Origin of the sequence: Citrobacter sp. Igbk 17 (assembly GCF_028069775.1) — a bacterium.
In the GTDB taxonomy this organism is placed as follows: domain Bacteria; phylum Pseudomonadota; class Gammaproteobacteria; order Enterobacterales; family Enterobacteriaceae; genus Citrobacter.
The window spans coordinates 1-26,763 of record NZ_JANEWI010000044.1; the positions used below are offsets into that span (position 1 = coordinate 1).

At 52.6% G+C, this 26,763-nt stretch carries 27 protein-coding genes, 1 tRNA gene and 2 pseudogenes; 16 read left to right on the top strand and 14 right to left on the bottom strand.

Annotated elements, in window-relative coordinates:
• From NNO08_RS20025 to NNO08_RS20035, 3 genes and pseudogenes are all read right to left on the bottom strand, one after another.
• A pseudogene (locus tag NNO08_RS20025) lies at positions 1-924 on the bottom strand (hypothetical protein); the annotation flags it as partial.
• Between the two features lie 9 nt (positions 925-933).
• The gene (locus tag NNO08_RS20030; protein WP_271457414.1) at positions 934-2,019 is read right to left on the bottom strand and encodes a DNA cytosine methyltransferase; all 1,086 of its coding nucleotides are present in this window, start codon (positions 2,017-2,019) and stop codon (positions 934-936) included.
• Positions 2,020-2,172: 153 nt separating this feature from the next.
• Positions 2,173-2,516 (bottom strand): annotated as a pseudogene (locus tag NNO08_RS20035) (GNAT family N-acetyltransferase); the annotation flags it as partial.
• A 166-nt stretch (positions 2,517-2,682) separates the two neighbouring features.
• Between NNO08_RS20035 and NNO08_RS20040 the strand changes: the two are divergent.
• Positions 2,683-3,066: a 5-methylcytosine restriction system specificity protein McrC gene (locus NNO08_RS20040; protein WP_271457415.1), complete on the top strand. Its 384-nt coding sequence runs from the start codon at positions 2,683-2,685 to the stop codon at positions 3,064-3,066.
• 28 nt (positions 3,067-3,094) lie between these two features.
• On the opposite strand, the gene NNO08_RS20045 is transcribed toward NNO08_RS20040, so the two are convergent.
• The 5 genes from NNO08_RS20045 to NNO08_RS20060 form a co-directional block, all read right to left on the bottom strand.
• A tRNA-OTHER gene (locus tag NNO08_RS20045) sits at positions 3,095-3,209 on the bottom strand.
• On the bottom strand, positions 3,200-3,469 hold the full coding sequence (locus NNO08_RS23240) for an N-6 DNA methylase (RefSeq protein WP_442870787.1): 270 nt from the start codon (positions 3,467-3,469) through the stop codon (positions 3,200-3,202). The genes NNO08_RS20045 and NNO08_RS23240 overlap by 10 nt, the downstream gene beginning before the upstream one ends.
• 83 nt (positions 3,470-3,552) lie before the next feature.
• Entirely contained in the window at positions 3,553-3,861 is a 309-nt protein-coding gene (locus NNO08_RS20050) for a hypothetical protein (protein ID WP_271457416.1), read from the bottom strand.
• A gap of 39 nt (positions 3,862-3,900) precedes the next feature.
• On the bottom strand, positions 3,901-4,161 hold the full coding sequence (locus tag NNO08_RS20055) for a helix-turn-helix domain-containing protein (protein ID WP_271457417.1): 261 nt from the start codon (positions 4,159-4,161) through the stop codon (positions 3,901-3,903).
• 119 nt (positions 4,162-4,280) lie between these two features.
• Entirely contained in the window at positions 4,281-4,553 is a 273-nt protein-coding gene (locus NNO08_RS20060; protein ID WP_271457418.1) for a helix-turn-helix transcriptional regulator, read from the bottom strand.
• Between the two features lie 129 nt (positions 4,554-4,682).
• Here NNO08_RS20060 and NNO08_RS20065 point away from each other — a divergent pair, with 129 nt between their 5' ends.
• From NNO08_RS20065 to NNO08_RS20085, 5 genes are all read left to right on the top strand, one after another.
• Positions 4,683-4,976, top strand: coding sequence for a helix-turn-helix domain-containing protein (locus NNO08_RS20065; protein ID WP_271457419.1), 294 nt, complete (start codon positions 4,683-4,685; stop codon positions 4,974-4,976).
• Between the two features lie 621 nt (positions 4,977-5,597).
• The gene (locus tag NNO08_RS20070) at positions 5,598-6,530 is read left to right on the top strand and encodes a TIGR03756 family integrating conjugative element protein (RefSeq protein WP_271457420.1); all 933 of its coding nucleotides are present in this window, start codon (positions 5,598-5,600) and stop codon (positions 6,528-6,530) included.
• Positions 6,531-6,541: 11 nt separating this feature from the next.
• Positions 6,542-7,903 carry an integrating conjugative element protein gene (locus tag NNO08_RS20075; RefSeq protein ID WP_271457421.1) on the top strand — a complete coding sequence of 454 codons (1,362 nt, stop codon included), beginning with the start codon at positions 6,542-6,544 and terminating at the stop codon, positions 7,901-7,903.
• Positions 7,900-9,402, top strand: coding sequence for a conjugal transfer protein TraG N-terminal domain-containing protein (locus NNO08_RS20080; RefSeq protein WP_271457422.1), 1,503 nt, complete (start codon positions 7,900-7,902; stop codon positions 9,400-9,402). Before NNO08_RS20075 ends, NNO08_RS20080 begins: the two co-directional genes overlap by 4 nt.
• Before the next feature lie 96 nt (positions 9,403-9,498).
• A complete protein-coding gene (locus NNO08_RS20085; protein WP_271457423.1) occupies positions 9,499-10,371 on the top strand; it encodes a phosphorothioated DNA-binding restriction endonuclease in 873 nt (290 codons plus the stop codon).
• Positions 10,372-10,409: 38 nt separating this feature from the next.
• Here NNO08_RS20085 and glgS read toward each other — a convergent pair whose 3' ends face one another.
• On the bottom strand, positions 10,410-10,610 hold the full coding sequence (gene glgS / locus NNO08_RS20090; protein WP_271457424.1) for a cell surface composition regulator GlgS: 201 nt from the start codon (positions 10,608-10,610) through the stop codon (positions 10,410-10,412).
• Positions 10,611-10,943: 333 nt separating this feature from the next.
• On the opposite strand from glgS, the gene NNO08_RS20095 reads away from it, so the two are divergent.
• From NNO08_RS20095 to mobH, 4 genes are all read left to right on the top strand, one after another.
• Positions 10,944-11,231, top strand: coding sequence for a hypothetical protein (locus tag NNO08_RS20095; protein ID WP_267439469.1), 288 nt, complete (start codon positions 10,944-10,946; stop codon positions 11,229-11,231).
• 65 nt (positions 11,232-11,296) lie between these two features.
• Positions 11,297-12,202 carry an ArdC family protein gene (locus NNO08_RS20100; protein WP_271457425.1) on the top strand — a complete coding sequence of 302 codons (906 nt, stop codon included), beginning with the start codon at positions 11,297-11,299 and terminating at the stop codon, positions 12,200-12,202.
• Between the two features lie 206 nt (positions 12,203-12,408).
• Complete coding sequence (locus NNO08_RS20105) at positions 12,409-12,780, top strand: hypothetical protein (RefSeq protein WP_271457426.1); 372 nt, start codon at positions 12,409-12,411, stop codon at positions 12,778-12,780.
• A 174-nt stretch (positions 12,781-12,954) separates the two neighbouring features.
• Complete coding sequence (mobH, locus tag NNO08_RS20110) at positions 12,955-14,544, top strand: MobH family relaxase (RefSeq protein ID WP_271457427.1); 1,590 nt, start codon at positions 12,955-12,957, stop codon at positions 14,542-14,544.
• 199 nt (positions 14,545-14,743) lie between these two features.
• On the opposite strand, the gene tkt is transcribed toward mobH, so the two are convergent.
• The 3 genes from tkt to rpiB are packed head-to-tail and all read right to left on the bottom strand — an operon-like array spanning position 14,744 to position 18,208.
• Positions 14,744-16,735, bottom strand: a complete 1,992-nt coding sequence (gene tkt, locus NNO08_RS20115) for a transketolase (RefSeq protein WP_271457428.1) — start codon at positions 16,733-16,735, stop codon at positions 14,744-14,746.
• The gene (gene tal, locus NNO08_RS20120) at positions 16,722-17,705 is read right to left on the bottom strand and encodes a transaldolase (RefSeq protein WP_271457429.1); all 984 of its coding nucleotides are present in this window, start codon (positions 17,703-17,705) and stop codon (positions 16,722-16,724) included. The genes tkt and tal overlap by 14 nt, the downstream gene beginning before the upstream one ends.
• 44 nt (positions 17,706-17,749) lie before the next feature.
• The gene (rpiB, locus tag NNO08_RS20125; protein ID WP_267437366.1) at positions 17,750-18,208 is read right to left on the bottom strand and encodes a ribose 5-phosphate isomerase B; all 459 of its coding nucleotides are present in this window, start codon (positions 18,206-18,208) and stop codon (positions 17,750-17,752) included.
• Between the two features lie 402 nt (positions 18,209-18,610).
• Between rpiB and NNO08_RS20130 the strand changes: the two genes are divergently transcribed.
• From NNO08_RS20130 to NNO08_RS20155, 6 genes are all read left to right on the top strand, one after another.
• Complete coding sequence (locus tag NNO08_RS20130; protein ID WP_271457430.1) at positions 18,611-19,966, top strand: MFS transporter; 1,356 nt, start codon at positions 18,611-18,613, stop codon at positions 19,964-19,966.
• 1 nt (position 19,967) lies between these two features.
• Entirely contained in the window at positions 19,968-21,722 is a 1,755-nt protein-coding gene (locus NNO08_RS20135; RefSeq protein ID WP_271457431.1) for a dihydroxyacetone kinase family protein, read from the top strand.
• Positions 21,713-22,504: a triose-phosphate isomerase family protein gene (locus tag NNO08_RS20140; RefSeq protein ID WP_267439458.1), complete on the top strand. Its 792-nt coding sequence runs from the start codon at positions 21,713-21,715 to the stop codon at positions 22,502-22,504. Before NNO08_RS20135 ends, NNO08_RS20140 begins: the two co-directional genes overlap by 10 nt.
• A complete protein-coding gene (locus tag NNO08_RS20145) occupies positions 22,501-23,349 on the top strand; it encodes a sugar phosphate isomerase/epimerase family protein (RefSeq protein ID WP_267439456.1) in 849 nt (282 codons plus the stop codon). Before NNO08_RS20140 ends, NNO08_RS20145 begins: the two co-directional genes overlap by 4 nt.
• Positions 23,339-24,196: a phosphogluconate dehydrogenase C-terminal domain-containing protein gene (locus tag NNO08_RS20150; protein WP_271457432.1), complete on the top strand. Its 858-nt coding sequence runs from the start codon at positions 23,339-23,341 to the stop codon at positions 24,194-24,196. Before NNO08_RS20145 ends, NNO08_RS20150 begins: the two co-directional genes overlap by 11 nt.
• A 124-nt stretch (positions 24,197-24,320) precedes the next feature.
• The gene (locus tag NNO08_RS20155) at positions 24,321-25,283 is read left to right on the top strand and encodes a sugar-binding transcriptional regulator (protein ID WP_265640322.1); all 963 of its coding nucleotides are present in this window, start codon (positions 24,321-24,323) and stop codon (positions 25,281-25,283) included.
• 272 nt (positions 25,284-25,555) lie between these two features.
• Here NNO08_RS20155 and NNO08_RS20160 read toward each other — a convergent pair whose 3' ends face one another.
• Both NNO08_RS20160 and NNO08_RS20165 read right to left on the bottom strand, forming a co-directional pair.
• Entirely contained in the window at positions 25,556-25,762 is a 207-nt protein-coding gene (locus NNO08_RS20160; protein WP_271457433.1) for a hypothetical protein, read from the bottom strand.
• A gap of 280 nt (positions 25,763-26,042) precedes the next feature.
• Positions 26,043-26,762, bottom strand: a complete 720-nt coding sequence (locus tag NNO08_RS20165) for an SDR family oxidoreductase (protein ID WP_267448869.1) — start codon at positions 26,760-26,762, stop codon at positions 26,043-26,045.
• Position 26,763 lies beyond the last annotated feature (1 nt).

Here is a 26,763-nt window from a genome sequence, read left to right on the forward strand (position 1 = left end):
GTAATATATATTATTATAGTTCTCTATTTCATTAGGCAAGGAGTAATAATGCTGGATTTCTGAGGCTGTAGCAGCAGCGTCATCCATAAGAAGATAAATTTCCGGATTACCTGAATCATTAAACTCCATGTGAATACAATACTTACCATTCTCTTTGAGTTGTTCTCTCTCTGTATGTACAGTGATATCACGAACAGCGCCCCAAAAAGGAGAGTCATAAGCCTGCTGCATGGCAGCCTTTGAAAGTAATGTTCTGAACTCAATAAACTCATGGTTAAAAACTTCGCTAAAATAAGATATATATTGATGTACTACCTTATTAACTGATTCAAAAGTTGAATAGTTATCTAATTTATTATCGATGAGAATATTCCGTAAAAAGACCTCATCTTTGTAGCAGGGAAAAGCAATTCTCTTGGAATACCCAATCAATCTTTCATGCTTTGATGGCCTTGGCAAGATTAAACGGGTACAGTTTTGTCTTTTACTACTCCATCTTTCTAACCTTTCCCATAAGTGGGGTAATTCAGTAAAAACAAATTTTTTATTTTTATCAAAGCCAAGCAGCACAGAAAATCGAACCCGAAAATCCCCTTCATCATGTGTTTCATCATCAGCACTGGCAGCAAGTAATGTTAAATATAAAACGGCAAAATAAGTAGGGTATCCTTTTATTTGCGCTAAAATGTCTAATCGCGACTCATCCCTGAGAGCATCCTGGATTTTAGACGCTTTTTTTCCAAACGAAATCAGGAAACTTCGCTTAGCATCCTCTTTGCTACGTGGACCTGCAAGTTGCTCAAAAATGCGTCCCGTAGTATCAATTCGGCTTAAAGTCGAGCCCGTATGCGAAGACTCAAGAAAGACGATCTTGACTAGTTCAGCATTCCATTCTTCTAAAGTAACCGGGAAAGAATCATCCATACTCACCGCCTAATTACCGTTCGCTGTCATCTTTTTCAAACCAGCACCAGAAAATAAATGCCGAAAAAGTACCTCAGCCAGCAGTGGAGGAACAGCATTACCAATTTGGGTAAATTTTGACTCGACGTCTCCTACAGGTTCAAAACCCTGTGGAAAAGTTTGTATTCGTGCACATTCCCGCCATGATAACCGCCTTGCCTGTTCCAGTTTGGGACGAGAAGTATCAACAATTAGATGCTCATATTCATCAGAAAAGTCCCAGCGCTGCTTCCAGCCATCCTCCAGGTTTGACCATGTTAACTTCATCACCGGGCTGGCAGGATGTAATGTCACATGACGCCAGTTAGCTACGACGGTGTAAGCAGGGCTGTCCCATAGAGCTTTACGATTTCGGGACATGAAATACCATGAGAAATGCCCTTCAGGATCATGTGGTCGTTCGTAAAACTCACCTTCAGGCCATAGTGGTAAATCCCTAATAGCCTCACCATGTGAAACATAGGGTTTTAAATGAGGATTCTTTTTTGTCGCTTTACCATGTGTTTCAGCAGGAAATTCAAAGTATTGCCCCAGATCGTTTCTGACGCCAATAATAAACAAACGCTTGCGCGACTGAGGCACGCCGTAAGCCCTCGCGTTTACCATATGATAGCTGACTTGGTACCCGGCAGCTTTATATGCCATGAGCTGTTGTTCCAGAAAACTACCTGCCCCTAAATGTTTCAAGCCCGAAACATTTTCAGCAACAAAATACTTCGGCTGAACAGTCTCTAATACCCGTAGAAAGTGTTTATAAAGGTTTGTTCTGTCGTCATTGTTAGGTTTTCTGTTACCTGCCATTGAAAATGACTGGCAGGGATAGCCTCCAACAACAATATCAACATCCGGAAAAGACAGAATTTGAGAGATATCGCCATGCCTGATATCAGTATCGGGGAAATAGTTCCCTAATGTTTTGCAGGCATTCTCTACAACATCGTTGGCAAAGACGATGTCTCCACCAGCTGAGGTAATTCCAAAATCCATACCTCCACAACCGGAGAAAAGTGAAAGTACCCGAATATTATCGTTCTCTCTCTCAAAAACACTGCTCATACGCCCATACCAAATATCTTCGTCTAACAAACCGTAACTGGTTGTTAATTTTCCATAAAATCATAGAGAAAGATTATACCCCTCTGTAAAGAATCTTACATCAATATACTTAGCTTTTGAGGGGGAAGTGGTGTTTTTCTTGTTAAGGTATTACTAAATGGCCGTTCTTGAGATAGCGCTTCCCACAAAATCCCCCATAAGCAACATCGGATCCATCGGCAACGGCTCAAACCCCACCCGCAGATAAAATTCCCGCGCTTCGTCAGACAACGCATCAACCAGCGTCACGCGAATACCGATGGTTTCCGCCACCTGTATTACCCGCAACTCGGCGTCACGTATCAGTGTCAGCCCCATACCTTGCCTATGTAGCGATTTATCCACCTCCAGGCGTCCCAGCATCAGAAGGGGATCGGATAAGACATATTGCGACAAAAGCGCACGGGGGCAGTATTTGTTGTTACAGCGCTGGAAGCCAGCGAGTAGGAAGCCAACAACACCCGCGGTGCAATCCACATTATTGCCTCCCTAGCCGTAAACTCCAGTCCCATAATATGAAAACCACCATAAAGGAGCTTAAAGAGGCTACCGGATTAATCAAAGTGCATTCTCGAATGCCGCAGCCTACCAGGGAATTATTTCCAAAGGTGGAGTTACCAGCTGATGATACAAGTGCGTGAGTATGCCCGTTTGACCACGAATGAACGCGCAACATCATCTCTGGACTGCGCAGTAATAAAACCTGCGACATTAGAATGGTTGCAGAAACTGGCCTCAGACTGGAAAGGTGAAGAACCATTGTTACTGTCTGATGGTTCTCGCGCACTAAAATTAGGCAGTTATGTCGGATACCTGCAAAGTCCGGATGGCGAAGGGATAGAAATTTTACCCAAGGCAAGCCTTGGGCATGATACCCCTCTGCAAACACGCAAGGTCTTACAGCGCATGCTCCTGGCCGCTTTAAAGATTCGACCACGGGTAACTGGCCCAGCTGAACTAATGCGGATGAATGCCCCTTTAAACCACTGTATACGGGCTTTGTGTTGATTTCGATAGACTTGAGAAGCGTTTGAAATGGTGTCGATAATAGGAGTTGAACCTACGACCTTCGCGTTACTAATGCGAGCAAACTCTAAAATGAGTACAATGATAAGTACACACAAAAATATGAATAAAACATTTATATCAACAAGATAACTATTAAATCACGGTTCAACGTCTGAACCAACATACCGCCACTGCCTGATACAGGATCATATACAGACATGTTTTCGGTAGGTTTTAACAAACTGATGAGCAGCTTCGAAATATTCGCAGGTGTATATGGGACAACACTTCCAACGTTTGAATAATCAGCGATATTATCTAATAAAACATCCAAAAAAAGACCGCCAAAATTTTGGTGATTATCATTTAAATCCCATTCGAGAAATTTGACATTCCATATCAATTGATGAATTATTTTTTCAGGGATTCCATGACGATTTATATGTATAAGTTCGGATAAACCTTCAAAAACCGGAACATTCCTTTCTAAAAAAATACTTCATCAGAAAGCAAGGAGAAAGAAAAATATTGCGGTGACAAGATAGCATTCCAGCGATTATTTCCAGAAGCAATATCATTTATATTTTCCGCATCTGTTTCTAAGTCATAACCGGAGGTGAAGTTTATATGCCTGATTAAACCATCATAACTCCCAAAGGATTCCGAAAGATATTTAAAAAGAAGCAAGACAATAATAAAATCAGATAATACATCGAAATCACAATATCCCCTTAATGATCTCGCCGAGTTCAAAATAACATTAACTTTCTTTTTAACATTCTCTTCCAACTCCATAAAAAACCTTCGCTCTCATTAAAAATATAAAAAGATAAATTAATTTTCTTTATTGTATTCAGAATAAAGTTTTAATATCGCTTCTGCAAAGCTATCATCCACAGTATAAAAATAACACTCCGGCACATCTAGCACTCTGGCAAACTCACACACCAACTCAAACGTCGGCTTATGCGTACCATTCTCATAGTGTGACAAACGTGAGTAAGCTGTAGCCTCTTCTATACCTGCAAGTACACCAAGCTTTTCCTGGGTCAGCTTTGCTCGCAAACGAGCTTCTTTCAGTCTCTTAGGGATCATACCGTGCACCTTATAGGGATTTCACGGTAATCTTTAGCATTGCTCAAGTTCTTTTATCTTTAGACTTCATAAAGATAGAAACCATAACATCAAAGGGTGCAGTAACACGACCAATTAACTTATATGCACCTTTTCCACTGTACCCGTTTTCCTCCATATAGCTTCAGCATTGCATCAGCAAAGCTATCATCCAGCGTGTAGAAGTAACCTTCAGGCACATTGAGAACTTCAGCAAATCGACAAACCAGTTCGAATTTAGGTTTATGCCTGCCATTTTCGTAATGGGACATTCTCGAATAGCCCGTTTCTTCAGAAATCCCTGCTGCAATAGCCAATTCTTCTTGTGACATTTCGGCTAACTCTCTCGCAATCCTAAGACGCTTCGGAACCATAACCCTGTCCTGTTAGTGGTTATATTGACAGCATCTTTAGCATTCCTTAATATGAGTTATCTTTAGACTCCCTAAAGAATAGGTAAGAGATTGTCTTGACTGGTTTTAGACCTGAGAGAGGTAATCGAAATGGCTAAAAAAGACTGGCACCCCGCCGACATCATTGCCGCCCTGCACAAGCGCGGCACCAGTCTGGCGAAACTGTCGCGGGAAGCGGGACTGGCCTCGTCCACGCTGGCGAATGCGCTGACTCGCTCGTGGCCGAAAGGGGAATGGCTGATTGCCAACGCACTGGAGGTACATCCATCAAAGATCTGGCCCGGCCGTTATCTCCACAGCGTAAAAAAACGTGAACCCAGAAAACCACTTTACTCCATGACAACAACCGACAACCCGGGAGATAACGACCCTCGTTGTGATTAACAGGAGAGTGACTTATTCACGCTGAAATCATTATCGTTCTGGTAACAGAAGGCCGCCGGCAACATCTTTTCCGTCAGACGAACCCGGGAGGCACCCAATATTCGTGTCCCTGCTACTGGCGATTAATGTTCTGATGCAACAGGCTGGCAGTGTTCGTCGGGAAAAAATCGCGACCCGGCCCGGTCGCTTGCCCATTCTTACCCCTGATATGCTGACGGCACCCTGCTCCTTGATGAGAATCCGGATGTAAGGCGTCGGTAAGCTGCCGCCCGGCAATAACAGAGCATGAGTTTGCCATGCACCGCAACCTAAAAATCAACCAGTCAGTACCTTGATAAAACAACAAAACGACGATTCAGATTGTGGCTTTTTTGTTCTTTAGCCCACACCAGCCCATCCAGTTAGCCGCAATTTTCCTTCCTAAACCATCACCACACAAACCCGATATATTCAACGTCATCAGGGGGCGGGTATCTTGCCTGAGCACGCTTCCCCCGGGGCTCACCAGTCAGGCGGTGAGATAAAACGCCACAATTTTTCTCTGCAGCCTTGAGTTCTGTACAGTGAATACGAAAGCATTGCGCTACACCCGGTAAAAGACCCCCTGTTACCGGAGGCGTTATGCCTGAGCGTTTCACTCTTCTGTTGCCCCTGATACTGTGCGCCGCTTTCCCGCTCAGCGCCATTACCACGCCGGAAATTGCCGCTTCCGCCCTGTCGCCAGAGTGCGTGCGATACCGGGTGGTTGGCCTGTGCTACTGGCTGTACTGCACGCCATTTGGCTGCACAGTGCGCTCGTCGGCGAAGGTCAGCCATTTCCGCCCGGATCTGGTGGTGTCGGCTTACAGCAACACCGGGCAAAGTCCGTGGGCAGAGATGTCGTTACTCAGCCCGGCGTTACCGGGCATTGCCGAAAGCGGTGGCGACACTCATCCGCGAGCGGCCAGCCAGCACAGCAAGATCCGCTTTAAGAATGCCGACGCCATCGGCTTCCCGGCAGGCGACGAACTGGCGACGTTTTTCACCCAGTCTGGCTATATCTGCTCGCCTTCATCGCAGCCTTTTCAACCGTACTTTCTGAGTCAACTCGATACGCTGGCGTGGCGCAGCGGGGTGCCGGAAATGGCCTGGCCGGAGGCGCTGACGCCGGGCATGCGGGAAGTCGGTCAGAGCGGTGATATGTGGGGCAATATCTACCCGCGCGCCGGCGCCATCAGCCAGACGCACGACTATAAAGCCGCCGCCGTTATCGCCCAGCGCGTGGCCGATCTGGTGACCCGTACCGGGCAACCGCATATCTACACGCCGCTGACCGCCTCATCGCGCGCTGGGTACTGGCCGCCCTCCCCGGTTATCGAAGGCGACAGCAGAAACCACCAGTGGCAGATGCTCACGCCGAAAAAATCCGCCGCCTGTTCGGTGTTCCCGGATGGCAGCGCTACCGACACCTACGCCGACAAACTGGCGGAGGATGGGGCGTACGCCTGGACGCTGTGGCGGCCCTATAAATGCTGTCCGCGCCGGGGGCAAACCTTCCTCGGCAGCACGGGTTAACGGAGGCGGTGATGAGAGTCCTTTGCCTGGTCTTACTGTTTTTCGCCGGGGTTTGCGTGGCGGCAGACGATTACAGCTTCCGCACGCGAGGCGCGGTTGATGACCTGCTTTATTACCAGATTGGCGGCGGCGAGGCGGTCATGCCGCCTCCGGTACGCCGCAGCCCCTCGCCGCTTAGCTTAAGTCTTGGCTGGAACGCCGATATGATGTGCGGCAATTTTGACATCGACACCACGGTGCGCAACCAGCTAAACGGCATCACTGATGGCTTCCAGCAACTGATGGGCAACGTCATCCAGAGCGCCACCGGGGCGGTCGCCAGCCTGCCCGCGATGATCATCCAGCGCGCCAATCCGCAGCTTTATGATCTGCTGACCAACGGCGTACTGCAGGGGCGTCTGGATTTTGATAAATCGCTGCTGAACTGCCAGAAAATGGCGGAGAAGATGACCGATTTAGCGGCCGATTCCGCCTGGTTCTCAGGAGCCAAAGCGGAGAATTACCAGTCCCTCGCCGCCAGCGATAATGACGCCATCCGCACCGACCAGAAAGCGGCAAAAGAGGCCGCCGAAAAGGGTAAGCGCTGGGTGGGCGGCGAAAAGCGCGGCGGCAAAGGCCAGCCGCCGATTAAGGTAGTCCATGACGCCACCGCTGCAGGCTGGAATATCCTCAACCAGCAGCCCGCCACCAGCACTACGTCTCTTACCACCTCCGAATGCGACGGGGAACTTTGTAGCACCTGGACATCCCCTGAAGAGGCCGCCGGATGGATGACCCGCGTGGTCGGCGAGCAGACTATCAGCGTGGCGCAGGTCACCGACGATCCGGATGCACGTTCCGGCGCACAGGCGGGGATCGGCCTGCATCCGCTGATCGACGAAGAAAAGGCGAAGATCCTGCCCCTTCTGGCGGATCTGGTTAATGGCAGCCAGAAACCCGGCTTCGACAACCTGGCGAAAGCCTCCGGCGGATCCATGCAGCTTACCCGCGGCGTGGTCGAGGCGCTACGCGACGATCCGGATGTTGCCGTCCTCACTGAACGGCTGGCGGGAGAACTGGCGCTGGCCCGCGTCACCGAGCAGGCGCTGCTGGCCCGGCGCACGCTGCTCGCGGGCATGCGCGAACCGAATATCGCCAACGTCAAAGAGGCGCAGGAGAGCCTGGGCAAAACCACCGCCCAACTGGATGAAGAGCTGAGCCAGTTAAAGCTGGAACTCGATTTCCGCCAGGCGCTGACGCGCAATACCGCCAGCCAGATCCTGCAACGCAAACAGCAGCGCGACCAGCTTCAGGGCCAGGCGGTGGAGGTGCCGGACGACAGCGACCGCCGCCTGCACAACCTCAATAACCCTCAGCCGGACAGCCCGCAATGACCGCCAACAGCTATTTTGAGTACGTGCTCACCCTGCTCGGCTGGCTGGTGAACAACGGCGTGTGGCAGACGCTGACCGCCACCGGGTTGTTCGCCCTGCCCCTGCTGGCAAAACTGGTAGCCCTGTGGCTGAAAGCGCGCGGCCAGGGGGCCGATGAAGGCAACGTCGCCCGCCTGCTGGTCGTCTGGGTGGAGCACTCGCTCTACAGCGCCCTGCTGGTGATCCTCTTCGCTGGCGTACCGTTTCTCAATGTTGATATCAATACCCTCACCTACGACAGCCAGCGCACAAAACAGTGCGGCTGGTCGGTGGTACAGCCCGGCGATTCCGGCTATGCACCTTTGATTAATGAACTCAGCGGCCAGAGCGCTTCCGTGCCGGTATGGTGGTACTTCACCCACGCGCTGGGCAAGGGCATCACCAGCGCCGCCGTCGCGGTGCTGCCCTGCAAACCGGACTTGCGCCAGTTGCGCTTTGAGGTGCAGCACACCCGGATCGCCGATCCAGCGCTGGCACAGGAATTACAGGATTTCGTTAACGACTGCTATGGGCCGTCGCGCGCACGCCTCAAGCGGCTGGGCAGCAATATTAGCGAGGAACAGAGCCGGGAAGTGGACTGGGTGGGATCGTTTTTTTACCTCACTACACCGGGTTATTACGACCACGATCATTCCCGTTCGCCCCACGCCGCCTGGCCTTATGACGCCAGCCGCGATGATGGCCTGAACGATACGGGTGGCGGAGGTTATCCAGCGTGTAAGGAGTGGTGGTCCGATGGCGATGCGGGGCTGAAAAATCGGCTACTGAAGCAGGTCGATACCACGCTCTGGCAACAACTACAGAGGCTGGGGCAGTCGAAAGAGGAGTATGAAGAAGCGGTACTGCGCTCGCTGGTGAGCCCGCGCAATATGCAGGTGTCACAGGGCGGGCTGGTGTACAACGGGTTTGGCGGGAGTTCGGGAGATAATCTCAGCCAGACGCAGTTGCTGAGTCGTATGGGCGGGATCATCGGCGCGGGGCTTTCCAGCTACGCTCTTTTTCCGGCATTTGATAACGTCCGCCAGGCGCTGCCGATGGTGCAGGCGTTCCTCGAAATGGCGCTGGTGATCTGTATCCCGGTGATCCTGCTGTTCTCCGCATGGGATCTGAAGACCGTGATCACGCTGAGCTTTGTGCAATTCGCCCTGTTCTTCCTTACCTTCTGGTGGGAACTGGCCCGCTGGCTGGATAACTGGCTGATGCAGATGATGTACGACAGCGACACCCACTCGTACTTCAACCTCTGGGGCCTGCAAAACACCTCCGACGATCTGATTGTGAATATCCTTATGGGCGTGATGTTCCTGGTGTTACCCGCATTCTGGCTGGGGGCGCTGACGTGGGCGGGCGTCAGGATCGGCGCGGCAATCGCTGGAGTGATGGGCAGCGCGGTCGGCGATATCAAAAGCGCCGGAGGACAGGTCGGGAAGATGATCGTCAGTAAAACACGCATTCCATGAAGATTTCGTACTGGCGGTGTGATGAACGGGGCTTGAGTCACCGGGATTTTGCGAGCATGATCGCAATAACATCAGCCTGTTACCCGGTTTATTCTTATGATCTCTCCAGAAACGCTGCAATCCGCCATCGCTAACGTCTCTGTCTGGCGTCAGGGCGAGGTATGCGCGCCGCATAAACCGCTGCTGCTGTTGTACGTACTGTCGCAGTACAAAGCAGGCCATCCACGCCTGTTTAACTACGGCCTGGAAATCCACGAACCGCTTACTCGCCTGCTGAAAGAGTTTGGCCCCAAGCGACGCACCGACTATCCCAATATGCCATTCTGGCGGCTGCGAACAGACGGCTTCTGGGAGATCGCTCACGCAGAAGGTTGCAAACCGCGCAAGGGCAATACTCAGCCGACAAAGAAAGAACTGATTGATAACCAGGTGGCGGGCGGCTTCGATGAGGCGGCTTATCAACAATTGCTGGCACACCCTGAGATGATCGACCAGTTGGCCCAGAAGATCCTCACCGATCGCTTCCCGGAAAGTATTCAGCGGATCCTGACCAACCAACTGGGATTCGATTTTATCGATCGCTCCAGTAACCGCGATCCGCGTTTCAGGGATATCGTTCTTCGCGCTTACCACTCACGGTGCGCGTTCTGTGGTTACGATCTCAGACTCGATGGCGCGCTGGTTGGTATTGAAGCGGCGCATATTCACTGGAAAGCGTACGGTGGTCCGTGCGTGGTAAACAATGGCCTGGCGCTCTGTACGTTGCACCACGATGCGTTTGATATGGGGGCATTCGGGCTGGATGAGAGTATGACCATCCGCATCTCCGGCGGAGTCAGCCGTAGCCCGGTGGTAGACCATCTGTTCTGGCACCGGGACGGCCAGCAGTTATTCCTCCCTTATGACAAAACTCAGTGGCCTGCTGAACAGTATGTCGGCTGGCACCGGAAGCAGATTTTCAAAGCCTGAAAAAACGCAACGGGCCGTTAAGCCCGTTGTTCGTTATCTCACCGCAGTTCTATCACTCTCGCCCGCTCAGCCTGCTTTCGGTAGTGGTCGTATCGCTCCCGGAACCATGCTTGCTGTTCATCACTCATATTGCCGGTCACGGCATCGATATCAACTGGTTGGCCCAGGGCGTGCATACGGGCAAAACTGCGCGCCAGAAAATCAAAATTCTTCAATTCGTTTATATCTTGTCGGTTCATTAGCATATCCCTCCAGTCATTGTGTTTACTGTTCAAGGTCATATGCTTTTCTGATTTCAGTATCCGCCTGAAAAAGATCGTTTTTTGAGCGATGCGTGCGCATTAATCTGCCTGCGTTCACATTTCAGGAACGACAAAACTCTTCAGTCCCGGTAATGATTTTCCCCTCCCTTTTATCATCCGCGCAGAAAACACTACCGCCAGCCATGCAGTAAGTTCGCCATGTATCCGGAAGGTGCGAACGGCGCAAATGCGCAGGATACCCGTACGATTCCATCCCGCAGGGAAACGCCCTGCGAAGGGTGTTCCCTGTTCATTGACAGGAGAAACACCATGTCGCTTTTCGATAAAAAACCGTCGTTAATGCCGGTGGTTATCGCCCCTGATGTCTGGCAATCCGCTGTGGAATTTCCCGACCCGCAGCAGGTGGAAGAACGGCTGGGCAATCTGTTGCTCGCCGTACTGCTGACCCTGCGCACCGCCGGGGCATCCCGCAAGAAAGCCACCTTTACGATCTACTGCCAGCCGCCACAGGGCGATATGAAAGTCCCTGTCGCATTACCGCTGTCACTCAACTATCACGGCCACTATGTGCAGGTCTCGATGGCTGAACAGGCTTAACCCCTCCCTGCCGGAGTCGCTTCCGGATGGAGGCGGTTCCGGCTTCTTTCCATGAGGATCGCACAATGGACAGAAGCAACGATATCTACCAGAAAGTCACCGACCAGATTATTGCTGAGCTGGAAAACGGCAATGTGCCGTGGATCCGCCCTTGGCGCGACGGCGAACCGCCGTTCCCGATCAATGCATTATCAGGGCGTCCGTATCACGGCATTAACGTACCGCTGCTGTGGAACAGCGCCGACAAGCAGAGTTTCGCCAGCGACCGCTGGCTGACGTTCCATCAGGTCAGCGCGCTCGGCGGACAAGTGCGTCGTGGAGAGAAATCCTCTCTGGCGGTGTTGTATCTGCCGCGCACGCAGGAAGAGACCGATGCACTCGGCCAGCCGTTGCTGGATAAAAACGGCGAGCCGAAGGTGCGGCATTTCGGGATCGTCCGCGAGTTCCGGCTGTTTAACCTGTCGCAGTGCGACGGCCTGCCGCAGTCGCTGTCCGAGCCGTTTACCCGGCCCGCAGAGCCTGTGGCGATGGCCGAAACCATTGCAATGAACAGCGGCGTGACGCTGCGCCATCGCCGCCAGTCGAAAGCGTATTACAAACACGCGACCGACCTGGTGATGATGCCGCACCCGCAGCAGTTTGAAAGCAGCGAGGCGTACTACGCCACGCTGCTGCATGAACTGACGCACGCCACTGGTCACGCTTCACGCCTGAACCGCCCCGGTATCGTTGGAGCGGAACGCACCGAAGCGAGCTACGCCGCCGAGGAAATGGTGGCGGAGATGGGTAGCGCCTTCCTGTGCGCCCATTGCGGCATTCAGGGCAGGCTCCAGCACGCCAGCTATATCGGCTACTGGCTGGATATCCTGCGCCAGGACAAGCGGGCAGTGATCCGCGCCAGCGGTATGGCACGCCACGCCAGTGAATGGCTGCTCAACGCTGTACCACAACCCTGTCAGCTTAGCGCCTGACAGCCCACCCGCACGGGGAGTCTTCCCCGCCGGGAAGATGCTCCCCTTCAGTATTCCCCAAAATCATTCGGGTTGCAGGAAGGCGGCGACGCAGCGAATCCCCGGGAGCGTAGACAAACTACGTGACCGGGGTGAGCGAGGAAAGCCAACGCACCTGCGGCCTGAAGGATGAAGGATGAAGGATGAAGGGGAATGAGGAACAATGTATGGGACTCGACATCTTCTTTTTCGAACGGGCAAAAAACGCGCCCGATGAAAGCCAGTACGCCAGAGTGGGTTATTTCCGCAAGGTGAACCCATTACTCAAATGGGTGGATGAACACGTTGGGCTGGTGCGCAACCAGGTGCTGTCAGAAGTCACCAAAGCACATTTGCAGGCGCTTCTGAGTGACCTGAAGAGCCTGACGCCGGATAACTGCGGCGCGGTTTATCCCACGATTGACGGCTTTTTCTATGGATATACCGATTATGGAGAACACTACTGGAAAGATGTCCGCGCCGTCACCCACTGGGTGAAAGAGACGCTGGAGACGTTTGATTTTGAGCGGGACAGGTTGATGTTTTATGCCTGGTGGTAGTTTTAAATTGGCCGACAATACGTCGGCCAATTTTTACTCCTCAATCATAAATACAACGCCAGATATGCGCATGAGAGCATACCGTTTTTACTAATAAAAATGTAAAAGGCCCAAAGGGCGAAACTGCAAAGGAAGGGCGACAAGGGCAAAGGGGCCTGCCCGCAAAGGAGAAAGATGCTAAAGTGGCTACAAAGACCATCCCGGAGCCAGCCACCTGCGCCAGACGCTGCGCTGCCGGAGGGTTGGTTTGCGCCACAATCCGCAGAGCGATTGCTGGCGACACCGTTACGCCAGTCCTGTTTGCACCAGTTACGGCAACTGACCCCGCTGCCGGATACTCTGTTCGATAGCTGGATCCTCACGGCGATTCATCGCTTCGCCGCATTGGTACAACTGCTGCCCGCCTCACAAAGTCATCATCATTCCACTCCCGGCGGGCTGCTGGATCATTCTATGGAAGTTGCTTGCAACGCCATCCGGCTGCGCCAGGGTTATCTGCTGCCACCGGAAGCAGGTGCAGAAGAACAAGCCCGGCAGGCCAGTGCATGGACGGTCACAGTAGTCTGCGCGGCATTGCTGCACGATACGGGAAAAATAGCCATGGATATGGAGATTCATCAACGTGATGGCACCCGCTGGCATCCGTGGCAAGGGAATCTGGCACAGCCTTATCGCTGGCAGTACCAGAGCCACGGTCGCGACTATCATCTACATCCTGCCGCTGGCGCAATGCTGATTAATCAGTTGATACCCTCGCCATTACTGAACTGGTTGGCCGGATATCCGGCGGCTTTTGCGTCCCTGATTTATCAGCTCACCGGACACTACGAAAGGTCTGGCGCGTTGGCGGAACTGGTGCAGCAGGCCGATAAAGCCTCTGTCGCCCGATACCTCGGCGGCGATATCAAAACCGCGCTGGCGCAAAAGCCCTCTTCCTTTCCCCAGCAGCTTCTTTCCGCCTTGCGGTCGCTGGTACAGAACGAGTACCGACTCAATAATGCCGAATGCGGATCCGATGGCTGGCTGACGGAGGATACGCTGTGGCTTATCAGCAAAACCACCGCCGACCGGGTCCGCGCCTGGCTGCTCCAGCATGGCGTGTCCAGCGTCCCAGAAAACAATAACCGCTTGTTTGATGAACTGCTGGCGCATCAGCTTATCGTTGCCAACGAAGATAAAGCGATTTGGCGCTGCATTATCCGATCGGATAAAGGTTGGTCACCCGTTGAACCGCTGACGCTGCTGCGCCTGACGCCGTCTGCAATCTGGGCACCAGACGAACCTCGTCCCACCTGTTTTGCCGGTGATGTGACACCGGTAAACGAAGCTGAACCCGTCCCTGAACTTAGCGCCCCCACTCAACCACTGCCGGAGATAGCAGACGACCCGAGGCTTGGTGACAATAACAACTTCCTGCAGTGGCTGAAGAACCACACCAGCCCTTCAGGCACGGTGAATACCCGTAACGGCAAGGTGCATGTGGTGGAAAACCACCTTTTTTTGATAACACCGGGGATCTTCAGGATATACGCAACAGAAACAACAGGTGATACCGGTGACGGCTGGAAACTGGCACAGCGAATGTTTCAGGAGTCAGGGCTGGCCCTGCGCTGTAATGATAACAGTTTTATCTGGACCTGCGAGGTGCGCACGCCACAAAAGAAAAGCAATCTGTTGAAAGGGTTTCTGATGGAGGATCCTGGGCTGGTGCTTGGAGAGAAAATGTCGGTGAATAACCCGTGGCTGAAGTTGACACACGAATAACAACGTCATATTTACAAAAATGCCACACATACTCTCTGTTAGAACGGAAAGATTTATCCATACTCATTCCCAAATATACCAGGTTTGCTACTCAGCTTTCCAAGTGCGGTGTCATACCGCACAACGTGCAAGCATAAACCACGTGTCGATATAAAAAAGGGCCGCCGAAGCGACCCTTTCATTTCAGAGAAAACGCAGATTACAGCAGCGCTTTCGCTTTCGCGAGGACGTTTTCTACGGTGAAGCCGAACTCTTTTAACAGCAGATCTGCAGGCGCAGACTCACCGAAGGTGGTCATGCCGACGATCGCGCCGTTCAGGCCCACGTATTTGAGCCAGTAGTCCGCGATGCCCGCTTCGATTGCCACGCGTGCAGAGACCGCTTTCGGCAGTACGGATTCACGGTAAGCCGCGTCCTGCTTGTCGAAGGCGTCGGTGGACGGCATGGACACCACGCGCGCCTTCACGCCTTCTGCGGTCAGTTTTTCGTAAGCGGCAACGGCCAGCTCAACTTCGGAACCGGTCGCGATCAGGATGATTTGCGGCTGACCGTCGCTGTCTTTCAGCACGTAACCACCACGGGCCACTTTCGCCAGTTGCGCTTCAGTACGTTCCTGCTGTGCCAGGTTCTGACGGGAGAGGATCAGCGCGGTTGGGCCGTCCTGACGCTCAACACCGTATTTCCACGCAACGGCGGATTCAACCTGGTCACACGGACGCCATGTGCTCATGTTCGGGGTCACACGCAGAGAAGCAACCTGCTCTACCGGCTGGTGAGTCGGGCCGTCTTCGCCCAGACCGATGGAGTCGTGGGTGTAGACCATGACCTGACGCTGTTTCATCAGCGCAGCCATACGCACCGCGTTACGGGCATATTCCACAAACATCAGGAAGGTGGAGGTGTACGGCAGGAAACCACCGTGCAGGGAGATACCGTTCGCGATAGCGGTCATACCGAATTCACGCACACCATAATGGATGTAGTTACCGGCAGTATCTTCGTTAATCGCTTTCGAACCAGTCCACAGCGTCAGGTTAGACGGTGCCAGGTCAGCGGAGCCGCCGAGGAATTCAGGCAGCAGAGGACCGAAGGCTTCAATCGCGTTCTGAGAAGCTTTACGGCTGGCGATTTTCGCCGGATTAGCCTGCAGCTTAGCAATGAACTCGTTCGCTTTTGCGTCGAAGTCAGACGGCATTTCACCTTTCATACGACGGGTGAATTCAGCCGCTTCCTGCGGGAAGGCTTTCGCATAAGCAGCGAACTTCTCGTTCCATACAGCTTCTTTTGCCTGACCGGCTTCTTTCGCATCCCACTGCGCGTAGATTTCAGACGGGATTTCGAACGGCGCGTATTTCCAGCCCAGCTGTTCACGGGTCAGTGCGATTTCTGCATCGCCCAGCGGTGCACCGTGAGAGTCGTGAGTACCCGCTTTGTTCGGAGAACCGAAACCGATGATGGTTTTGCACATCAGCAGGGACGGTTTGTCGGTTACTGCGCGTGCTTCTTCAACTGCGCGTTTAATGGCGTCAGCATCGTGGCCATCAACGCCACGGACCACATGCCAGCCGTAAGCTTCAAAACGCTTCGCGGTGTCATCGGTGAACCAGCCTTCAACGTGGCCATCGATAGAGATGCCGTTGTCATCGTAGAACGCAACCAGTTTACCCAGCTTCAGCGTACCGGCCAGGGAACATACCTCGTGAGAGATACCTTCCATCATGCAGCCGTCGCCCATGAAAGCATAGGTGAAGTGGTCAACGATGTCGTGACCTGGACGGTTAAACTGCGCCGCCAGCGTTTTTTCAGCGATGGCCATACCCACTGCATTCGCAATACCCTGACCCAGAGGACCTGTAGTGGTTTCAACACCGGCGGTGTAACCCACTTCCGGGTGACCCGGAGTTTTGGAGTGCAGCTGACGGAAGTTCTGCAGCTCGGACATCGGCAGATCGTAGCCGGTGAGGTGCAGCAGGCTATAAATCAGCATGGAGCCGTGACCGTTGGACAGCACGAAGCGGTCACGGTCAGCCCAGGACGGGTTAGTCGGGTTGTGGTTCAGGAAATCACGCCACAGGACTTCGGCAATGTCAGCCATACCCATCGGGGCACCCGGGTGACCGGATTTGGCTTTCTGTACTGCGTCCATGCTCAGCGCACGAATAGCATTGGCAAGAGTTTTACGCGCTGGCATCGGCAGTCCCCTTTTGCGTTGCCAGCCGGGCGGCGAGCAGCGCTTCAAGTTTCTCCTGATCCTGAGCGAACAAACGAATGCCTTCAGCCAGCTTATCCACGGCCATCGCATCCTGGTGGTGCAGCCAGTAAAACTCAGCTTCGCTTATCGGCGATGGACGGTTTTCCACTACAGCATCGGTACTCAGTTTTCTTTCAACATCACCCTCTTGCGCATCCAGCTCGCTAAGCAGAGCTGGAGAAATCGTCAGGCGATCGCACCCGGCTAACGCCAGCACCTGTTCGGTTTTACGAAAACTGGCGCCCATGATTACCGTCGGATAGCCATGCGCTTTGTAATAGTGGTAGATGTCTCGTACCGATACTACGCCCGGATCGCTCTCTGCCTGGTATGTTGTTTGCGGCTGATGTTGTTGATACCAGTCATAAATCCGCCCTACAAACGGTGAAATCAGGTACACCCCGGCTTCAGCGCAGGCGCGAGCCTGGGCGAAAGAAAACAGCAGCGTCAGGTTGCAGTTAATACCTTCTTTTTCCAGTTCTTCCGCGGCGCGAATACCCTGCCAGGTCGCGGCGAGTTTGATAAGAATGCGAGATTTATCGATGCCCTTTTGCTGATACAGACGAATAAGTTTGCGTGCTTTAGCGACACATAGGCCACGGTCAAAGGAGAGGCGGGCATCGACTTCGGTAGAGACACGACCAGGCACATGACACAATAACTCCAGCCCGATATTCACTGCCAGTTTATCACTGGCGTTGATGATCTGTGTGGTCTGGGAGCCGCCCTGTTTAATGGCGAATTCAATGGCATCATCGATCAGGTTCTGATAGTGCGGGATTGCCGCAGCTTTGAGAATGAGCGACGGATTAGTGGTGGCATCCTGAGGTTTAAAACAACGCACTGCATCAATGTCACCGCTGTCAGCCACGACGGTGGTAAGGCGTTTAAGTTCATCTAACTGACTCATAATCTTGATCCTTTCAAAGAACAGAGGTTGAGCGGCTAATGGTGTTATGCAGACTTACCTAATTTCTCGTAGTGGCTGATTCTGTCCACTTTCGGTGCGGAGCGCCCCCCCTCGAACTCTGATGCCAGCCAGACATCAACGATGTTTTTTGCCAGTTCCGGACCGATAACGCGTGCGCCTAAAGTCATCACCTGAGCGTCGTTGCTTTTGCGTGCGCGCTCGGCGGAATAGGTGTCATGGCATTGCGCGGCGCGTACGCCCGGGACTTTGTTAGCCACAATCGCCATACCGATACCCGTACCGCACAACAGAATGCCGCGTGAGTAGGTACCGTCGCCAATGGCACTGGCCAGATTAAAAGCGATATCCGGATAAATCAGTGGGTTATCACCGATATCATGGCTGAAATCGACAACTTCTATGCCTTTCGACTGTAAGTGGGATTTCACCTGGTTTTTCAGGTCAGTTGCCGCATCATCAGCACCAATCGCGATTGTTAACATAACGGTTTCCTCACATTGTGGAACAGGGGGATTTGAAGTGTTCATATGCACAAAACACAAACACATGAACAAATCCTAGTTGATTAAAAAGTAGCTTTTAATAAACATAAGTTCAACACCTTTTCATATGAACAGTCAAAAAGATTGCTAACACTGCCAATAATGACTATGAAACCTTTCTAATCGCTTAAAAAAGACATTTTGAGGGCGATCACAATTTCATTCGATGCTCATATGCGCCAATCTTATGAACTGCTAATGTTCATTTGTCATGTAGCGTGAATGTAAATGGATTACACAACCAGGAATGGAATTACGCTTATTCATCATTGCTAGTAATACGGCAAGAACATTTACCCTCTGATCCCACCGGTAACCAGGTTGCCCGGAAGGAGAGATACTGTGACCAGCACTCATCAAAACGTAGCGGTTGACGTAGAAAAATCAGCGATTCGTAAGATCTCCATGCGTCTCGTCCCCTTTGTGGCTTTGATGTTCTTTATTAACTTCCTCGACAGAACCGCGATCTCTTTCGCCGGTCCTAACGGCATGATGCAGGACCTTGGCCTCCAGGTTGCGCAATTCGGGCTGGCCTCAGGGATTTTCTTTATTGGCTATATTCTTCTGGAAGTCCCCAGCAATCTGGCATTGCACCGATACGGCGCGCGTCGCTGGCTGGCGCGTATCATGGTTTCCTGGGGGATCGTTTCTCTGTTATTCACTTGGGTGAGTAATGTTGAAGGGCTTTATATCCTGCGCCTGCTGCTGGGTGTGGCGGAAGCGGGCTTCTTCCCTGGGGCCATATTCTTCCTGAGCGCCTGGGTTCCGGCTCGTCATCGCAGCAAAATTCTGGCGCTGTTCTATCTGGCGCAGCCGCTGACCGTCGTATTTGGCGCACCGCTGGCAGCCTGGTTTATCAATCAGCACGGTCTGTTTGGTCTGGAAGGCTGGCGCGTTATGTTCCTTGGCGTATCCATTCCAGCCATCGTTGTGGGTATCATCGCGTGGTTCTATCTGATTGATAAGCCTGACGATGCCAAATGGCTGACCCGACAAGAAAAGGCATGGCTGAATACCGAACTGGCGCGTGAAGACGCACAGAAATCCAGTGCTGCTAACCATAGCCTGCGTTCGGTCATGTCCAATGCGCGCGTCTGGGTGCTGTGCCTGATCTACTTTGGTTTTGTCTACGGTCTGTACGCGCTGGCGTTCTTCCTTCCCACCATCATCGGCGGTTTCCAAAGCCAGTTTAACGTGACCTTCGGCGTAATGGAGAAAGGTCTGATCACCGGCGCACCGTATCTGGTGGCAGCGATTGTCATGTATTTCTGGTCCCGGGATGTGTCGCGGCGTGGTTGCAAAACATGGCATATCGCTTTGCCAGCCCTGGTTGGCGCAATTTCTGTCCCTACCGCTCTATATATGGACACGCCGTTTGCCACCATGGTGGTGATCTCGCTAACCGCCAGCGCCATTTTTGCCGCACTGCCAAACTTCTGGACTTTACCAACTCAGTTTCTGTCTGGCGCGTCCGCCGCCGCCGCCGTGGCGCTCATCAATACCCTCGGTAATGTGGCAGGTTTTTCGGCGGGCTACATTACCGGTGCGCTGCATGACGTGACGCACAGTTATCTGGCACCAATGATGGTGGTGGGTGGGTTTATGCTGCTGTCGGCAATCCTGATGCTGGTATTAAGCCGTATTCCCCACACGTCCAATGCTGCCGATGTGAAGATGAAACGAGCAGGAGAGCACTAATATGACATGGCTATTTAATAATCCCTCCGAGTTTGCCAAAGAAATGGTCGCTGGTTTCGTCAGCGCCAATGCTGAAGTCGTACGCCAGGTGCCGGGTGGGGTTATTCGCAATACCCAAAGTCAGCCAGGAACGGTGGCAATTGTTATCGGCGGTGGGTCGGGACACTACCCGGCGTTTGCCGGGCTGGTGGGTCAGGGACTGGCCCACGGCGCGGCAATGGGGAATTTATTCGCCTCGCCCTCTGCACAACAGATTTGCGCGGTAGCAAAAGCCGCTCACAACGGTGCCGGCGTGTTGTTAGCGTTTGGCAACTACGCCGGAGATGTCCTGCATTTTGGTCTTGCACGGGAACGTCTGATGGCTGAAGGCATTCCTTGCGAGCTGATCGCCGTTACTGATGACATTTCCAGCGCAACAAAAAATGAAATGGAAAAACGCCGCGGTGTGGCTGGGGATTTAGTTGTGTTTAAAGCGGCGGCTGCCGCGGCGGAACGGAGGGCCTCGCTGGAAGAGGTGCTGGCCATCGCCAGAGAAGCCAATGACCGCACCCGCACCATCGGTGTGGCCTTTTCCGGCTGTACGTTACCGGGGGCGGAGCATCCCCTGTTTACCGTTCCGGAAGGGCGGATGGGCTTTGGTATGGGGATCCACGGCGAGCCGGGGATCGGTGAAATAGCTGTTCCGGGGGCAGATGAACTGGCCGCCATGCTGGTTGAACATCTGCTCAACGATATTCCGCCAGGCGTCAGCGTCAACGGTGCGCGTGTGGGGGCAATCTTAAACGGCCTTGGCTCGGTCAAATATGAAGAGTTGTTTGTGCTCTGGCACAGCGTACAACAGCGTCTGAGCGAACAAGGCATTATCCTTGCCGATATCCAGGTCGGTGAATTCGTAACCAGTTTCGATATGGCGGGCCTTTCGTTGACGCTTGCGTGGTTTACCGAAGAACTGGAGACGCTATGGCTTGCCCCCGCTTACAGCCCGGCCTTTAAGCGGGGTTCGGTGATCGTTGCTCAGCCGTTACGGACCCGCGACGGGGATGAACTCCAGCAGGAAGTGGTACCTACAGCATCTGAGGTCTCGCGCGCTGCCGCCGTTCGCGTGGTGGCGATGATGGATGCGCTTGCCGATGTGGTCATTGAAAATGAGGAAGAGTTAGGACGTATCGATGCGGTGGCCGGAGATGGCGATCACGGTATCGGTATGGTGCGTGGTGTGCGTGCGGCACGGGACAGTGCGCATCATTATCTGGCGCTGGGAGCTGGTGCAGGCACCGTTCTGCAGCAGGCTGCCGACGCGTGGGCCGATAAAGCGGGCGGCACCTCGGGGGCTATCTGGGGCGTTATCTTAAATACCATTGGCACCGGTATTGGCAATCAACAGCATCCGCAGGCCGATGCCGTCGCCCGCGCCGTGCATGATGCTGCGCATGGCGTGATGCATTTTGGTAAAGCAAAGCCTGGCGACAAAACTCTGGTGGATGTGTTACTGCCGTTCAGCGACGTGTTAAGCGCGGAAGTGGAAAAAGGGTTACCGCTGTCACAGGCGTGGAGTCACGCCGCCTGCCATGCCGAACAATGTGCACAAAATACCGCCCAGTTGCTGCCGAAAATAGGTCGTGCGCGTCCGCTTGCCGAACGTAGCCTGGGGACGCCTGATGCGGGTGCGGTTTCGCTGGCGATGATCGTCACGGCGGTAAGTCGCTGCTTTACGGCCATCCCGGATAGCGAGAAAGAGGGGGCGGTATGTCAGTGAAGCTGACGCTCGGCGTGAGCCTGAAGATGTATTTCGGCTATGAGCAAACCCTTGACTGGAGCCGACAGGTAGCAGACATCGTTCGGCAACATCCGTTGCTGAAGGCTTATGCGCAAACCACCTTGTTTACCTTTCCCTCCACTCCCGCGATTGATGCAACGCTGCGTGCTTTTGACGGTACGGCGATGCAGGTAGGGGTGCAGAATATCGCACCCGCGGCACCGGGCGCATGGACCGGAGAAAACAGCGCGGCGATGGTTGCCGAAATGGGCGGAAAGTTTGTTGAAATCGGCCATGCTGAGCGTCGTCGTCATTTTCATGAGGACAATGTGGTTATTTGCCGCAAAGTCCAGTTGGCGCTGGAGAATGGGTTAACGCCGGTTATTTGTATTGGCGAGCCTCAACAACTGCCCATTGCCGGTGCCACTGCGTTCGCCATTCAGGAGGCGAGCGTCATTATTCATTTTCTGCAACAGCATGCCCTCACCGGGGATTTGATTTTTGCCTGGGAGCCGCAGTGGGCCATTGGTGCGCCGCAACCCGCTTCTGCCGAATATATCCGGTCTGTGTGTGCTGGGCTACGGGCTCATTTGTCGTCTGTCGCGGGCAATCACCGCGTGATTTACGGCGGCAGCGCCGGACCCGGTTTGCTTAGCGCGCTATGGCCGAATGTCGATGGTTTGTTCCTCGGACGCTTCGCCCATCAGCCGGCGGCGATACAGGCAATCCTTGATGAAGCTTACTCCCTGTTAACTCACGCCGAGACGAAGGAAAACGCATGAAAACTGGACTCAGCACCTACGCGTATTTCTGGCAATTATCAGAAAAAGCGGTCAAACCCATGAGCTTGTTCGACGCCATAGATGACAGCAAACGACTTGGCGCGACGGTATTTCAGATCTGCGATTATCCGCAAATCACCGAGTGGTCCTCCCGGGAGCGGGTACGTCTGGGGGAACATGCCGCGCGCGCAGGTATCACGCTGGAGTTGGGCACTAAAGGCGTAAAGACGGAGCATCTGCAACGTTATCTGGCGATTGCTGGCGAGCTGAATTGCTCGCTGCTGCGCACCATGATCAACAGTCCTGATCATCGTCCGACGCTAAGCGAAGCACAGCGCAGCGTGGAGGCGGTGCTGCCGGCGTTTATGGAGCTGGGCGTGGCGATCTGCTTTGAAACGTATGAACAGGTGCCTACCGACGACAACATTACGCTGGTGAAAGCGATTAACGCAGCGCAGGTGGGCATTTGTCTTGATCCGGCCAACTGTGTCGCCAGCCTGGAATTACCCATGGATGTGGTGGCGAAAACTGCACCTTACGTACTGAACTGGCACGTGAAAGATTTCGCCTTCTCCCGCCGCGACGGGTGGGTAGGCTTTACGCTGGCTGGTTGTCCGCTGGGTGAAGGGCTACTGCGCTATGACGATATTTATCAGCATGTTCAGCCGCAGGCTCGCGACATTAACCAGATCATTGAGCACTGGCTACCCTGGCAGGGCGATAGTGAAAGCACGTGTCGTCTCGAAGCTGCCTGGACCGAACATAACATGAAGTATCTGCTTGATAAACAAACCTTAATGAATGTTTCTTCAACAAAATCCAAGGAGTCTGATCATGTCTGCTGAATTAAAAACGATTACCGTCATTGGTGCCGGCGGAAAAATGGGCATGCGTATTTCGGCCAATTTCCAGAAAAGCGCATACCACGTTTTCTATTGTGAAAACTCACCAACTGCGCAGCAACAGATAACGGCTAAAGGACGAGAGCTTTCCGATGCGCAGTCCGTTGTTCCGCTCAGCGATGTGGTGATTCTGGCTGTGCCCGATATTGCTTTAGGGAAAGTCTCTGAATCCGTAGTTCCACAGATGAAACCCGGGGCAATTTTGCTGACCCTGGATCCAGCCGCCGCTTACGCTAATCTCATCGCCCAACGCGAGGACATTGAGTACGCCGTTGCGCATCCATGCCACCCTTCAGTATTTCTGCAGCGTTACACCAAAGAAGAACATGAAGATGCCTTTGGCGGCATTGCGGCAGTACAGCATGTTGCCGCTTCCTACGAGACTGGCAGCGATGCACAAAAAGCCGCATTAGGGAAAGTTATCAGCTGTATGTATGGTCCGGTTGAGCATGTGCATTGGGTCACGGTAAAACAGCTTGCTTACCTGGAACCAACGCTTGTAGAAACCGTGGCCTGTATGGTCGGTGCTTTTATGAAAGAAGCCCTGGATGAGACGGTGAAGCACAGTGGTGTTCCGGAAGAAGCCGCAAAAGCAATGCTATACGGGCACATTCAGATTGCCCTTGCCGTCGCCTTCCGCGCAACCAACCCGTTCTCTGACGCTTGTATGATCGCAATGGAATATGGCCGTGAAAAAATCGTCAAACCAGACTGGAAAGTGATTTTTGAAGAGCAGGAACTGGATAAAGTTATCGCGAGAATGTTGAAAATCGACAGAATCAAACGCTGATGCAACACTCCGCCATCCCCTGATGGCGGAGTAGATCTTTTTATCTACTGCAGTAGTTCTGGTACAATTTACGCCAAATGGCAGTGTCAACATTCTTTCCCTTCTTATGGAGAACCCACCTCGCATGGATAAATCCAGCCAGACTCAGGATTTTGAACTACTCACCGAGATAGCCATTGCGTACTACTGCGATGAGGTGACACAAGAAGAGATTGCCAATCGATTTGGCTTTTCACGTATTAAAATCGGACGATTGCTGAAGCGTGCTAAAGAAGAAGGCATTGTTGAGATTAACGTCCGCTATCATCCGGTGTTCAGTACCCAGCTTGAAAAGCAGATGCAGGAACGCTTTCCTATCACCCGCGCATTAATTGCCCTTGATCATAATGACGAAGATGAACAGCGCCGTCAGGTGGCTGCTCTGGTCTCCAATTATCTGGCGAATAATCTACGCGACAATATGGTGGTCACGGTCGGTCAGGGGCGTAATGTGGCAGCTGTTGCTGAATATACCAGCCCTATCCAGGCAAAAGATTGCCGTTTCATTTGCGGCATTGGCGGGACGCATCGGCCTGGAGACGTTATCAACGCCGACCATATTAGCCGTTTGCTGGCGAAGAAGTTTGGCGGCAGCAGTGAATCTCTCTATGCCCCAGCCTATGTTGAGAATCCTGAACTTAAAGTGGCACTCATGCGCAATGGCACTATCAAGGAGACGCTTGATCGTGCTCGCAAAGCGGATATCGCCCTGGTGGGTATTGGCGATATGAACGAGAACAGCTATATGGTAAAACTCGGTTGGTTCACGCCACAGGAAATCAACGATGCTAGTCTCCATCAAGGGGTGACGGGCGATATCGCGGGTTATGACTTCTTTAATGCCCAGGGTAAACATGTCAATACCGTGATGGATGATCGCGTCATTGGATTGAGTATCGAAGAGTTGCGACAAATTCCATGTGTGATTGCTATCGCTTCAGAAAACACCAAAGCAATGTCAATCATGGGAGCATTACGGACAGGGGCAATTGATATCATAGCGACCAGCGCGAGAAATATACGCACCATCCTCAGTTTGTCTCAGTAATAAGTTCCACTAATCGCATTACTCAATAATCTAAAGATATAATTTATATATCTTTAGATTACGATTAAATGTTAATCACCCTTTGCACATAATCATGGAAATTATATTATCCCGTCATGCTTCAATTCTTTACTCGATCATATGCAGCATATGCCTAAAAATAATAATATCAACTCACTCGAGTTGACTCACTCACCTCAGTGTTTTCCACCAGCTCATTTAATATTTCACCGTCCATCAAAATGGTGGTATCAGCAATAAAACCCGCTTTATCACTGCTCAAAAACAGACACAGCCCCCCCTACCTCTTCCGGTCGACCGGAGCGACCAACCGGATGCTTCTTCACCATTTTCTCACACACAATACGCGAGCCCTCATGAGCGTCAAACCAGGCCTGATTACCGACGGTATCAATAAAGCCAACACTTCGCCTCAGGAGAGGGTTCGACCACACCAACCACGCGCTATGCGTTAACATAAAAAATGACAAGATTATGCACCGAGTCATCTTGTAACCTTAGAATCAAAATCATGTATCACAGGATATGCTAGCGAGTGCCATGCGATAAATCGCTAAATTATTACTGAGATATGCGCGTTTCGTTGCAAAAATCAAGGAAGGGATGCAAAGAGAGGCATATGGGTACAGATAAATCTTTACCAGCGAAAGACCTCACCGGACAGTCGGTGTGGTCAGCCGTATCGATTAAGGGGCCTTTAAGCAGGTCCCGGTATAGCATCGGCTGGCAGAGGCGTTATCAGTTGATAAGCGCACCTCCGTCAATATCCACCACGCTGCCAGTAACATACGGATTATCAATCACAAACAAATACCCTTTTGCCTGATCTTCTGCGCGACCATACGCTTTAGCCGGCAAATTCTCAGCGGCTCTGGTCAGCATTTGCTGACGGTCCTTAAGCGTCATACCCGCATAGGCTTCGGTATTCGTGAGACCAGGGCTGACGGCATTAACCCGCAACGGAGAGAGTTCTTTCGCCAGCATTTTCACCGCGGATTCAAGCGCGGCATTAATGGTGGTTTTCACTATCGTACCGGGTACGGTACGCCGCGAAAGGAAACCTGTGGTCAGGGTCAGCGTACCGCCCGGTTTGATTTTTCCACTCAGATGATGCGCTACGGCCAGGCTACCCCAGAACTTGGTATTAAAGGCCTGTCTTGCTGCAGATAAATCCAGTGCAGTCAACACGCCACCTGGTGCCTGCGACCCTGCCGTCACGATAATATGGTCCACTGGTTCCAGCGTCTTGCCCAGTATCGCCACCTGTTTTTCATCCGCGATGTTCAACACGACAGTTTCCGCACTGGCACCAGTTACCTGCAAACGCTGACACGCATCCGAGAGTTTATTGTCGTCCCGGCCAGCAAGAATAACGTGCCCGCCCCGCCCGGCCAGCAGTTGCGCCACTGCAAAGCCGATACCGGTTGCTCCACCAATAATCAGTGTACGCTGCGTCATG

What these genes read in the sequence shown, in the direction of transcription:
- NNO08_RS20030 (WP_271457414.1), bottom strand. Translation starts at nt 2,019, where the DNA reads ATGAGCAGTGTTTTTGAGAGAGAGAACGATAATATTCGGGTACTTTCA.
- NNO08_RS20040 (WP_271457415.1), top strand. Translation starts at nt 2,683, where the DNA reads ATGATACAAGTGCGTGAGTATGCCCGTTTGACCACGAATGAACGCGCA.
- NNO08_RS20050 (WP_271457416.1), bottom strand. Translation starts at nt 3,861, where the DNA reads ATGGAGTTGGAAGAGAATGTTAAAAAGAAAGTTAATGTTATTTTGAAC.
- NNO08_RS20055 (WP_271457417.1), bottom strand. Translation starts at nt 4,161, where the DNA reads ATGATCCCTAAGAGACTGAAAGAAGCTCGTTTGCGAGCAAAGCTGACC.
- NNO08_RS20060 (WP_271457418.1), bottom strand. Translation starts at nt 4,553, where the DNA reads ATGGTTCCGAAGCGTCTTAGGATTGCGAGAGAGTTAGCCGAAATGTCA.
- NNO08_RS20065 (WP_271457419.1), top strand. Translation starts at nt 4,683, where the DNA reads ATGGCTAAAAAAGACTGGCACCCCGCCGACATCATTGCCGCCCTGCAC.
- NNO08_RS20070 (WP_271457420.1), top strand. Translation starts at nt 5,598, where the DNA reads ATGCCTGAGCGTTTCACTCTTCTGTTGCCCCTGATACTGTGCGCCGCT.
- NNO08_RS20075 (WP_271457421.1), top strand. Translation starts at nt 6,542, where the DNA reads ATGAGAGTCCTTTGCCTGGTCTTACTGTTTTTCGCCGGGGTTTGCGTG.
- NNO08_RS20080 (WP_271457422.1), top strand. Translation starts at nt 7,900, where the DNA reads ATGACCGCCAACAGCTATTTTGAGTACGTGCTCACCCTGCTCGGCTGG.
- NNO08_RS20085 (WP_271457423.1), top strand. Translation starts at nt 9,499, where the DNA reads ATGATCTCTCCAGAAACGCTGCAATCCGCCATCGCTAACGTCTCTGTC.
- glgS (WP_271457424.1), bottom strand. Translation starts at nt 10,610, where the DNA reads ATGAACCGACAAGATATAAACGAATTGAAGAATTTTGATTTTCTGGCG.
- NNO08_RS20095 (WP_267439469.1), top strand. Translation starts at nt 10,944, where the DNA reads ATGTCGCTTTTCGATAAAAAACCGTCGTTAATGCCGGTGGTTATCGCC.
- NNO08_RS20100 (WP_271457425.1), top strand. Translation starts at nt 11,297, where the DNA reads ATGGACAGAAGCAACGATATCTACCAGAAAGTCACCGACCAGATTATT.
- NNO08_RS20105 (WP_271457426.1), top strand. Translation starts at nt 12,409, where the DNA reads ATGGGACTCGACATCTTCTTTTTCGAACGGGCAAAAAACGCGCCCGAT.
- mobH (WP_271457427.1), top strand. Translation starts at nt 12,955, where the DNA reads ATGCTAAAGTGGCTACAAAGACCATCCCGGAGCCAGCCACCTGCGCCA.
- tkt (WP_271457428.1), bottom strand. Translation starts at nt 16,735, where the DNA reads ATGCCAGCGCGTAAAACTCTTGCCAATGCTATTCGTGCGCTGAGCATG.
- tal (WP_271457429.1), bottom strand. Translation starts at nt 17,705, where the DNA reads ATGAGTCAGTTAGATGAACTTAAACGCCTTACCACCGTCGTGGCTGAC.
- rpiB (WP_267437366.1), bottom strand. Translation starts at nt 18,208, where the DNA reads ATGTTAACAATCGCGATTGGTGCTGATGATGCGGCAACTGACCTGAAA.
- NNO08_RS20135 (WP_271457431.1), top strand. Translation starts at nt 19,968, where the DNA reads ATGACATGGCTATTTAATAATCCCTCCGAGTTTGCCAAAGAAATGGTC.
- NNO08_RS20140 (WP_267439458.1), top strand. Translation starts at nt 21,713, where the DNA reads ATGTCAGTGAAGCTGACGCTCGGCGTGAGCCTGAAGATGTATTTCGGC.
- NNO08_RS20145 (WP_267439456.1), top strand. Translation starts at nt 22,501, where the DNA reads ATGAAAACTGGACTCAGCACCTACGCGTATTTCTGGCAATTATCAGAA.
- NNO08_RS20150 (WP_271457432.1), top strand. Translation starts at nt 23,339, where the DNA reads ATGTCTGCTGAATTAAAAACGATTACCGTCATTGGTGCCGGCGGAAAA.
- NNO08_RS20155 (WP_265640322.1), top strand. Translation starts at nt 24,321, where the DNA reads ATGGATAAATCCAGCCAGACTCAGGATTTTGAACTACTCACCGAGATA.
- NNO08_RS20160 (WP_271457433.1), bottom strand. Translation starts at nt 25,762, where the DNA reads ATGTTAACGCATAGCGCGTGGTTGGTGTGGTCGAACCCTCTCCTGAGG.
- NNO08_RS20165 (WP_267448869.1), bottom strand. Translation starts at nt 26,762, where the DNA reads ATGACGCAGCGTACACTGATTATTGGTGGAGCAACCGGTATCGGCTTT.